The 10,711-nt window shown below is 34.4% G+C and carries 9 protein-coding genes; 8 read left to right on the top strand and 1 reads right to left on the bottom strand.

Annotation, left to right across the window (positions count from 1 at the left end):
* Positions 1-160: 160 nt before the first annotated feature.
* Positions 161-2,800, bottom strand: a complete 2,640-nt coding sequence (alaS, locus tag NU08_RS06035; protein WP_129746295.1) for an alanine--tRNA ligase — start codon at positions 2,798-2,800, stop codon at positions 161-163.
* Between the two features lie 277 nt (positions 2,801-3,077).
* Between alaS and NU08_RS06040 the strand changes: the two genes are divergently transcribed.
* The 8 genes from NU08_RS06040 to NU08_RS06075 all read left to right on the top strand — a co-directional run bounded on the left by NU08_RS06040 (position 3,078) and on the right by NU08_RS06075 (position 10,659).
* Positions 3,078-4,055: a M23 family metallopeptidase gene (locus NU08_RS06040; RefSeq protein WP_129746296.1), complete on the top strand. Its 978-nt coding sequence runs from the start codon at positions 3,078-3,080 to the stop codon at positions 4,053-4,055.
* A 48-nt stretch (positions 4,056-4,103) separates the two neighbouring features.
* On the top strand, positions 4,104-4,436 hold the full coding sequence (locus tag NU08_RS06045; protein ID WP_012023968.1) for a MerR family transcriptional regulator: 333 nt from the start codon (positions 4,104-4,106) through the stop codon (positions 4,434-4,436).
* Between the two features lie 34 nt (positions 4,437-4,470).
* Positions 4,471-5,055: a LemA family protein gene (locus NU08_RS06050; RefSeq protein WP_095928713.1), complete on the top strand. Its 585-nt coding sequence runs from the start codon at positions 4,471-4,473 to the stop codon at positions 5,053-5,055.
* 86 nt (positions 5,056-5,141) lie between these two features.
* Positions 5,142-5,579 (top strand): TPM domain-containing protein, encoded by a 438-nt coding sequence (locus tag NU08_RS06055; RefSeq protein ID WP_129746297.1) that lies wholly within the window; start codon positions 5,142-5,144, stop codon positions 5,577-5,579.
* 3 nt (positions 5,580-5,582) lie between these two features.
* Complete coding sequence (locus NU08_RS06060; protein WP_129746298.1) at positions 5,583-6,422, top strand: TPM domain-containing protein; 840 nt, start codon at positions 5,583-5,585, stop codon at positions 6,420-6,422.
* Positions 6,423-6,539: 117 nt separating this feature from the next.
* Positions 6,540-6,953, top strand: coding sequence for an RrF2 family transcriptional regulator (locus NU08_RS06065; RefSeq protein ID WP_012023964.1), 414 nt, complete (start codon positions 6,540-6,542; stop codon positions 6,951-6,953).
* Positions 6,954-7,206: 253 nt separating this feature from the next.
* The gene (locus tag NU08_RS06070) at positions 7,207-9,768 is read left to right on the top strand and encodes a TonB-dependent receptor (protein WP_129746299.1); all 2,562 of its coding nucleotides are present in this window, start codon (positions 7,207-7,209) and stop codon (positions 9,766-9,768) included.
* A gap of 147 nt (positions 9,769-9,915) precedes the next feature.
* Positions 9,916-10,659: a DUF2490 domain-containing protein gene (locus NU08_RS06075; RefSeq protein WP_242502488.1), complete on the top strand. Its 744-nt coding sequence runs from the start codon at positions 9,916-9,918 to the stop codon at positions 10,657-10,659.
* Positions 10,660-10,711: the final 52 nt, after the last annotated feature.

Genomic DNA, 10,711 nt, shown 5'->3' on the forward strand with positions numbered 1-10,711 from the left:
CTGAGTTTTTTATGCCTTATTTGTCCATTTCTCCTTTCGAAATGACATAAAATGAGAAAATACTATAAATAACAAAACCCGACAGATTTTAAAAATCTGTCGGGTTTACTTTTATAAAAAACTCAGAACCTTAGTATCTTAGATTCTTAGCACCTTTAAATTATTTCACGAATTCCACTGCTTTAGATAAAGCTTCAGCAATTCCATCAACATTTTTACCTCCTGCAGTTGCGAAGAAAGGCTGTCCTCCTCCTCCACCTTGTATGTATTTCCCTAATTCGCGAACAACTTGTCCAGCATTTAGGTTTTTCTCAGCTACAATTTCTTTTGAAATATAACAAGTTAACATTGGTTTCCCTTCGTGAGCTGTAGCGAAAACAACGAATAAGTTGTTATAAGAACCACCCAATTCGTAAGCCAAATCTTTTGCTCCTTCTGGATTTAAATCTACTTGTTTTGCTAAGAACTGAACGCCATTGATTTCTTGCAATTCTTTAGCCAAATCAGCTTTCATGTTTTTAGCTTTATCTTTTAATAATGCTTCTAATTGTTTTTTCAATTGAGCGTTTTCATCTTGCAATGCTAAAATTGATTTTACTGGATCTTGAGCATTTTTAAGTGCATCTTTAATTTCAGCCAAAGAAACAGCTTGAGATTCAAAATATTCTTTCGCTGCTTCACTTGTAATCGCTTCAATCCTTCTAATTCCAGCAGCAACAGCTCCTTCAGAAACAATTTTAAAATGCCAAATATCAGATGTATTTGCAACGTGAGTTCCACCGCATAATTCGACAGAATCTCCAAATTTAATAGTACGAACTAAATCTCCGTATTTCTCTCCAAATAAAGCAATTGCTCCATCTTCAAGAGCTTGCTCTTTCGGAATTGCTCTTTTTTCAATTAATGGCAAACTCTCACGAATTCTCGCATTCACAAAATTTTCAACCTCTACTAATTCTTCATCAGTTACTTTAGAGAAATGAGAAAAGTCAAAACGCAATGAAGCATTTCTTACCATCGAACCTTTCTGCTCAATGTGAGTTCCTAAAATCTTGCGCAAAGCTTGGTGCAATAAGTGCGTAGCCGAGTGGTTTGACGAAGTTTTAGCTCTCTGATTTGCATCAACAACCGCATTAAAAGTACCCGTAAGATTTTCTGGTAACGATTTTGCTAAATGTATGGTTTGGTTATTTTCTTTTTTAGTATCGATAATATAAACAATATCACCGTTTTGAGCTTCAAGATATCCTTTATCTCCCGTCTGTCCTCCGCTTTCTCCATAAAATGGTGTTGCATTGAAAACCAATTGGAAAATTTCTCCGTCTTTCGCGCTTTCTACTCTACGGTATTTTGTAATTTTTACTTGTTGTGATAATCTGTCATATCCAACAAATTCTTGAATATCATCTTCAACAAGTACATTCCAGTCTCCAGCAGTTACTTTAGATGCTGCACGAGATCTTTCTTTTTGTAATTGTAATTGTTCCTGGAATCCTTCTTCGTCTAATTTCAATCTTCTTTCAGAAAGAATCAAAGCTGTTAAATCAATCGGGAATCCGTAAGTATCATACAATTCAAATGCCTTTTTACCATCAACAGTATCTGTATTGTTATTTGAAATTACAGCATCTAAAAGAACTAATCCTTGATCTAATGTTTTCAAGAATGAATTTTCCTCTTCACGAATTACATTCGAACAAAGTGCTTTCTGTGTTCTGATTTCTGGGAAAGAATCTCCCATTTGTTCGCTTAAAGTTTCAACTAATTTAAAAATAAATGGCTCTTTTGTTCCTAAGAAAGTAAATCCGTAACGAATTGCACGACGCAAAATTCTACGAATTACATATCCTGCACCCGTGTTAGAAGGCAACTGACCGTCAGCAATAGCAAAGGCTACCGCACGAACGTGATCTGCCACTACACGAATAGCAATATTCATTTTATTTTGTTCTTCACTAATGCCTGTTACATCATTAGTTGTATATTTAGCTCCAGTAATGGTTTCGATTTCTCTAATTAAAGGCATGAAAACATCCGTATCATAATTTGATGTTTTTCCTTGTAAAGCCATGCATAAACGCTCAAATCCCATTCCGGTATCTACGTGTTGTGCTGGAAGTTTTTCTAAAGATCCATCCGCTTTACGGTTGAATTCCATGAATACGTTATTCCAGATTTCAACTACTTGCGGGTGATCATTGTTCACTAAACTTTTTCCAGAAACTAATGCTTTTTCTTCTTCAGAACGTAAATCAACGTGAATTTCAGAACAAGGTCCGCATGGTCCTTGGTCACCCATTTCCCAGAAATTATCTTTTTTATTTCCTAAAATGATTCGATCTTCGTCGATTAAAGTTTTCCAGATATCCCAAGCTTCTTGGTCAAACGGAACATTATCTTCTTTACTTCCTTCAAAAACAGAAACATAAAGATTCTCTTTAGGAATTTTGTACACTTCTGTCAATAATTCCCAAGCCCAGTTGATCGCTTCTTTTTTGAAGTAATCGCCAAAAGACCAGTTCCCTAACATTTCGAACATCGTGTGGTGGTAGGTATCAATCCCTACTTCTTCAAGATCGTTATGTTTTCCTGAAACACGAAGACATTTTTGCGTATCGGCTATTCTTGGACTTTTTGGAGTTCCGTTTCCTAAGAAAAATTCTTTAAACTGGGCCATTCCCGAGTTATTGAACATTAGGGTTGGGTCGTCTTTAAGAACAATAGGAGCTGAAGGAACAATAGTATGCCCTTTACTCTCAAAAAAATCTAAAAATTGTTTACGTACGTCTTGTGATTTCATATTTAAATTAGAAAAATGTGTCTGTTTAATGTGTCAATTTGATAATTAGACGATTAGATAATCCATTCATTTGATGATACGTTAAGTTTTTTATAATGTGATTAAAAAACTTATAATTTAAACAATAAATTGCCTATTTTGCGCATTATCTAATGATAAAATAGCCCCAATATCTAATCATTAATCCTTGTAAAAAAAGTGTCGAAGAGCTGAAACATTTATCAGTTTTATTCGACTAACTTATTTTACAGGGAGCAAAAATAGCGTATTTTAAAATATGGCGAAAGTAAAATATTATTACGACCCAGAAAATCTGGCTTATACGAAAATAAAAACCAGAAAAAGAATAAAAATAGGTTACGCATTACTGTTTTTAACTGCTTCAGCATTATTCGGTTTTTTAGTTTTTGTCCTTTTAATTAACACGCCGTATTTCGAAACCCCAAAAGATCGTCTACAGGCACGAGAAATTGAAAATTTAAAACTTCAATATGCCATTTTGAATAAAAAACTGGATGAAATTGATGAAGCGGCAGATGCTTTAGAAGAACGTGACAATAACATTTATCGAGTTTACTTCAATAAAGCTGAAATTCCAGATTCGATTCGAAAAGCTGGTTTTAGAAGTTCTGACAGATACAAAGCATTAGAAGGATATAACAATTCTCAATTGGTTTTAAATGCAACAAAAAGAATTGACAAACTTTCGAAGCAATTAGCGATTCAGTCGAAATCTTTAGATGAAATTTTAAAATTAGCTGGAGCTAAAGAAAATTTATTGTTAGCGATTCCTGCCATTCAGCCAGTTCGAAATGAAAATTTAAAACGTGTCGCGTCAGGTTTTGGATATCGCATTGACCCTTTCACGAAAGTGAGAAAAATGCATAACGGAATGGATTTCACCGCCAATACAGGCGCTCCAATATACGCAACTGGAGATGGTGTGGTGCAAAGAGCTGACAATACGGCTTCGGGATATGGAAATCATATCGTGATAAGGCACGGTTTTGGATACGAAAGTTTGTATGCGCATTTAAGCAAATACAACTGTCATCCGGGACAACACGTAAAACGCGGTGATGTTATTGGATATGTGGGAAGCACAGGTAGATCTGAAGGTCCACATTGCCATTATGAAGTGCATAAAGATGGAAAAGTAGTCAATCCGTTAAATTTCTATTACGGAAATATTTCTGCTGTAGAATATGTAGCGATTTCGCAAATGGCAAACCAAGAAAATCAATCATTAGATTAATATTCTAAAAAATAGTATTTTTGAAATAAAAATAGAAAAAAACGAACCATGCATATTGAACTTTCTAAAGACAAACGATATTACAGTATTGGCGAAGTGGCCAAAGCTTTTAATGTCAATGCTTCTTTGATACGATTTTGGGACAGCGAATTTGACATTCTAAAACCTAAAAAAAATGCAAAGGGAAATAGGATGTTCACACCAGAAGATATTACAAATCTTCAATTGATCTATCACTTAGTAAAAGAAAGAGGATTTACACTTGAAGGCGCCAAAACACACTTAAAAGAGGGCCAGAAGAAAACGTTAGATAAATTCGAAATAATACGTAAATTAGAATCGATAAAAACGCAACTGAACGACATAAAAAACGAATTGTAATTAAAAATAGAAATAAACTTAAATCAAAACAAATATGAAAAAGTGGTTAATCCCTGTAGGAATTATTGTAGCACTTATTGCTATTATCGCATTTTGGTCGATTGGTATTAAAAATACTGCTTTACAACACAGTCAAGCTGTAAATAAAGAATGGGGAAATGTTCAAACGGCTTACCAAAGACGTAATGATCTTATTGGGAATTTAGTAAACACTGTAAAAGGTGCTGCTGACTTTGAAAAAGGAACTTTAACTGCTGTAATAGAAGCTCGTGCAAAAGCTACTTCAGTAACAATTGATCCAAGCAATGTAACTCCAGAACAATTAGCAGCATTTAACCAAGCTCAAAGCGGAGTAAGTTCATCTTTATCAAGATTATTGGTTTCTGTTGAGCAATATCCAACTTTAAAAGCTAACGAGAACTTCTTGAAATTACAAGATGAATTAGCAAGTACTGAAAATCAGATTTTAACTGCTAGAACACGTTTTAACGAAGCTGTACAAGTTTATAACGGATATGTCTTAAAGATTCCAAACAACTGGTTCTTGAGCGAATACAAAGAGAAACCATACTTTGAAGCTTCTACTGGAGCAGATAAACCAGTTGAAGTAAAATTCTAAAGATTTAATATTTTTGATTAACGATTTTAGATTTCAGATGTAATCTGAAATCTAAAATCTACAATCTAAACTCTAAAATAATTTCCATGTCAAAAGTAGAAGATTTTTTAAGCAAAGAAGAAGAGCAAGAAATTGTTGAAGCTATTCGTATGGCTGAAAGTAATACTTCTGGCGAAATTAGAGTACATATAGAAAAAACAACTTCTAAAGTCCATTTTGATAGGGCTTTAGAAGTTTTTCATGAATTGCGAATGGATGAAACTAAATTGAAAAATGGAGTATTGCTCTATTTTGCAGTTGAAGACAAAAACTTCGTGATTTGTGGAGACAAAGGAATTAATGATTTAGTTTCTAATGATTTTTGGGATTGTACCAAAGATATTATGGTGAATCATTTTAAAGCCGGCAATTTTAAACAAGGAATTGTTGACGGTATTTTGAATGCCGGAGAACAGCTTAAAAAATATTTTCCTTCTCAGGAAGATGATGTAAACGAACTATCTAACGAAATCTCAAAAGGATAAATAATGAAAAATTCCAAAATTAAAATCCCAAATTCTAATAGAATTTTTCAGATTACTTTTTTATTTATCGCATTATTTATCAGCAATGCTATTTTTGCGCAATTTGAGATTCCACCAAAACCTAGTTTTCAGACTTCTGTTTACGATTATGCTAATATTTTAAGTTCTACTGAAAAAGCACAATTAGAAGAAAAACTAATTCGCTATTCTGATTCGACTACAACTCAAATCGTAGTTATTACCATTGAAAGTTTAAAAGGAGAAGATGTAAGCCAATTAGCAACAAAATGGGGTCAAACTTGGGGAATTGGAGGAACTAAAGAAGACGATAATGGAGTTGTCATTCTTTTAGCTAAAAACGAAAAGAAAATCGCTATCAATCCAGGATATGGACTTGAAGATCGTTTAACCGCGGGGATTGGAGGAACAATCATCAGAAACATCATTATACCAGAATTTAAAGCAGGAAGTTTCTACAACGGTCTTGATAAAGGAACTGACGCTATTATTGATGTCTTTAAAGGAAAATTTAAAGGCGAACGTAAACAAGCAAAAAAAGGACAAGACTTTCCTATTCTGCCTTTTATCGTAATTGTCGTAATTGTTTTAATCTTGCTCTCTCGAAATAAAAGAGGCGGAGGCGGAAATTCTGGCAACAATGGTGGTGGAGGCCCTAGCCTACTCGACGTTATTATTTTAAGTAATCTTGGAAGAAGTGGCGGAGGAGGATTTGGAGGTTTCGGTGGAGGCTCATCTGGCGGTGGTTTTGGCGGAGGCGGTGGCTTCGGCGGCGGATTTGGCGGTGGAGGTTTCTCTGGCGGTGGATCTAGCGGAGGCTGGTAAATTAAATTTTGTTTGATGTTTTAAGTTTTGTTTAAAGTTTCAAGTTATCTTTGAAAAGATTTTAGTTTCAAAATTTAATTCATAATTTATAATTCATAATTCATAATTAAAAAATAGATGTTATCACATAAAGCAAAATACGCCCTTAAGGCCTTACTTTATTTAGCAGAACAAGACGAAAATCACATTTCTAGAACTGTAGAAATTGCTGATGGCGCTAACATTCCTAAAAAGTTTTTAGAGCAGATTTTATTAGATCTAAAACGCGGTCGTTTTGTAAGCAGTAAGCAGGGAAAATTTGGCGGATATTATCTGATAAAATCCAAAAATGACATCACTTTGGCAGAAATTCACCGATTATTTGACGGTGCAATTGCACTTTTGCCATGTGCTTCTTTAAATTTTTACGAGCCTTGCTCAGATTGTAAAACCGAGTCTGAATGCAGTCTGCGTCACGGTTTGATGCTAATTAGAGACAAAACTTTGAAGGCTATGGAAGGCATTACAATTGCTTCTCTTGTAAAAAAATAAAAAAATATTTTCTAAAGTCTAGTAAATCGATAGAATTAATTATATATATTTGCCAAAAATAATTAACTAATCATTTACAAAATTTTAACTCATGAAAGTACATTCTAGTAAATCAGGTGGACAAAATCTTTTGCAAAAAAAACCTAATTATAATTTCACAACTGTGAATAATGTTTCATCTATGATGTGTATGTGTTGGTAAAAAAAAATTTAATTTTAAATTCTACTAATCATATATACTTAATATAAAATAATGAAAACATCTATAAAAAATTTACTTACAATACTTGCAGTTTTAACATTCTCAATCTCATTCGCTCAAAAAATTGAAGGGGTTGTCACTACTGATCAAAATATCCCTTTAGAAGCTGCCAATGTGGTAATTAAAGGAACTACTTTTAGCACAATTACAGATTCTGAAGGAAGATTTTCAATAGAATCTCAAGGCAAATTACCGCTTACATTATTAGTTCAATATATTGGCTATAATACTGCTGAGCTTGAAATTACAGCTATACCAGCCTCTCCATTATTAATCACTCTACGCGAAGAAAATAAACTTGTTGAGGTTGTGGTTTCTTCAAGAAGAAGAATTGAAAAAGTGCAAGATGTGCCAATCGCCGTTTCTGTTGTTACAGGAAAACAAGCAGAAGCTGCAGGAGCTTTTAACGTTAACCGTATTAAAGAATTGGTTCCTTCTGTTCAATTATATTCTTCTAACCCTAGAAATACTGGAATTAACATTAGAAGTTTAGGTTCACCATTCGGACTTACAAATGATGGTATCGATCCTGGAGTTGGTTTCTACGTAGACGGTGTTTATTACGCTCGTCCAGCAGCAACTACTTTAGATTTTATCGATGTGGAGCAAATTGAGGTATTACGTGGTCCACAAGGTTCATTATTTGGAAAAAACACTACTTCTGGAGCTTTCAATATTACATCTCGCAAACCAAGTTTTACACCAGGCGCAGATTTCGAAGTAAGTTATGGAAACTATGCTTTTTTACAAGCTAAAGCTTCTATCACAGGAGCATTAGGAAAAAAAGTTGCGGGTCGTTTATCTTTCTCAGGAACGCAGCGTGATGGTTTAGTTGACAACATTGTTACAGGAAGACCAACAAACACTTTAAACAATCAAGGTTTTAGAGGACAATTATTATGGACTCCTACAGAAAATACAAACGTTACTTTTGCAGGAGATCTTACAACACAGCGTCCTGACGGATATGCTCAGGTTGTTGCTGGTGTTGCTCCTACTCAAAGAGCTGCATACCGTCAGTTTGATGCTATTATTAAAGATTTAAATTACCAATTACCGAGTTTAAATGCTTTTGACCGTAAAATAGATCATGACACTCCTTGGCGTTCTGGACAAGATTTAGGAGGAGTTTCGTTAAACATTGATACTAAAATTGGAGGCGGAACACTTACTTCTACAACAGCTTGGCGTTTCTGGAACTGGGATCCATCAAACGACAGGGATTTCACAGGATTACAAGTTTTAGCTAAATCTCAGAATCCAACAAGACAAACTCAGGTTACACAAGAAGTTCGTTATGCTGGACAATTAACTTCAAAAATTAGTGGTGTTGCAGGAGTATTCTTTATTGATCAAACTTCTCAAACAAATGGTACAGAAGAATCTGGAAATGCACAATGGAGATTTTCTCAAAGCTCAACTAGTCCGCTATGGAAAACTCCAGGTCTTTTTGAAGGATATGGAATTCATACTGATGCAAGAATTAGAGCTTCTAGTGCAGCAGTATTTGGTCAGATTGATTGGGCTCTTACAGAACGTTTCCATATTTTACCAGGTTTAAGATATAACTTTGATAAAAAAGATGCGCACTATTCTCGTACGACTTATGGAGGTCTTCAAACTACAGATCCAGCCTTATTGGCTTTGAAAAAATCTGTTTACTCAGATCAGGCATTTGATTCAGATACAGACAATACAGACTTTTCTGGAAACATAACGTTAACTTACAAAGCATCAGACAAAATCAATATTTACGCAACAGCTGCTAAAAGCTACAAACCTGTTGGAGTTAACGTAGCTGGTCTTCCATCAAACTCAGCTGGACAGCCAATGACTGAACTTGCAGTGATTAAACCTGAGAAAGTATATCATTATGAAGTTGGTGTAAAAACTTCTCCATTCAAAAATTCAATCTTCAATTTAACGTTCTTTAATACGGACATCAAAGATTTCCAAACCAACGTTCAAGCAGCTGAATTAGGAGTAAATCGCGGTTATCTTGCTAACGCAGATAAAGTACGTGTAAGAGGTGCAGAATTGGACGCAAGTTTTGTTATCAGCTCGCATTTAACTATCAACGGTGCTGCAACTTATACTGATGGTAAATATGTGAAATTTACAAATGCGCCACTTCCGTTAGAAGAAACAGGACTTGTTGTTAATGGAGTTCAGGTATCTTACAAAGATGTATCTGGAACTGAATTGCCAGGTGCATCAAGATGGGCAGGTTCACTTGGAGGTGAACTTTCTGATAACGCAAGATTCTTTGGTAATGCTGGAAAAATTTTCTTCGCTGCCGACGGATATGCTCGTTCTGAATTTTCTTCAAGCCCTTCGGCTTCAAAATATTTAGTAGTACAAGGTTATGCTATCTTTAATGCTCGTTTAGGTTTCCGTGCTTCGCAAGGTTTATCTATTCAGATTTGGGGAAGAAACCTTTTCAACAAAGATTACTATGAGCAATTATTGCCTGCAAGTGGAAACACCGGACAATATGCCGGAGTTCTTGGTGATCAAAGAACTTATGGAGTTACATTTAAGTATTCGCTGTAAGATGGTTAGTTAGTTTTAGTATAAAAAAGAGATGCATTTCACAATGTGTCTCTTTTTTTTTATTTCACAAAAAAAACTTCAAAACAAATTTTAAAATAGAAAGAAATAAGATCATTTGTATAAATTCGCAGCTTGAATTTATAGTTTTTGAACAAATCTTTTAGATTATTTTTTATTATAATCTTTGCTTGCCAAGTAATTACGGGGCAAAATCAAAGAAATATCGACCATCAGACTTTGACTTGGATTCGATACTATAATATTTTTCCCTTATCTGAAAAATGGGCTATTCATTCTGAATTTGATAATCGAAGCTTTGTAAACCCTGTCCATGAAAATCTTTTTGTTATAAGATCTCAAGCTCGTTACAGAGCAACTAAAATGATGGATTTTGGTGCTGGATTTGCTTTTTTTAGTGTGAATACTCAAAACCCAAACATTGATCCTGATTATTCCGTTCCTGAATATCGTGGACAGCAAGACCTTACTTTAATTAACGATATTTCCAAAATAACTTTTCATAATCGTTTTCAGTTAGAAGAGCGATTTATTCAAAAAGCAGACAAAAACGGACTTCTGGATGAATTCTCATTTGCTTTCCGATTCAGATATCGCTTGCAATCCATGTTTACTCTTTGGGAAAAAGAAGGCAGAAGCATAAAGGGTACGATCTCTGACGAAGTTTTATTCAATTTCGGAAAAGACAATCGCAGAAATACATTCGATCAAAATCGTTTCTACGTTGCTTTACGTTATCATTTCAATCCAAATCTGGGTTTAGAATTGGGTTATTTAAAAAACTTTCAAAGACGCGCCAGCGGTGTAGATTTCTATGATCGTGATATTATCAGGTTTACAGTCTATCATAGAATTAACCGGAAAAAGTTATGAGTTGTGAATTACAAAAAATGCCTATCAAATATAATTTGATAGGCATTTTTTG

The sequence above is a fragment of the Flavobacterium anhuiense genome, from assembly GCF_004151235.1.
GTDB classification, from domain to species: domain Bacteria; phylum Bacteroidota; class Bacteroidia; order Flavobacteriales; family Flavobacteriaceae; genus Flavobacterium; species Flavobacterium anhuiense_A.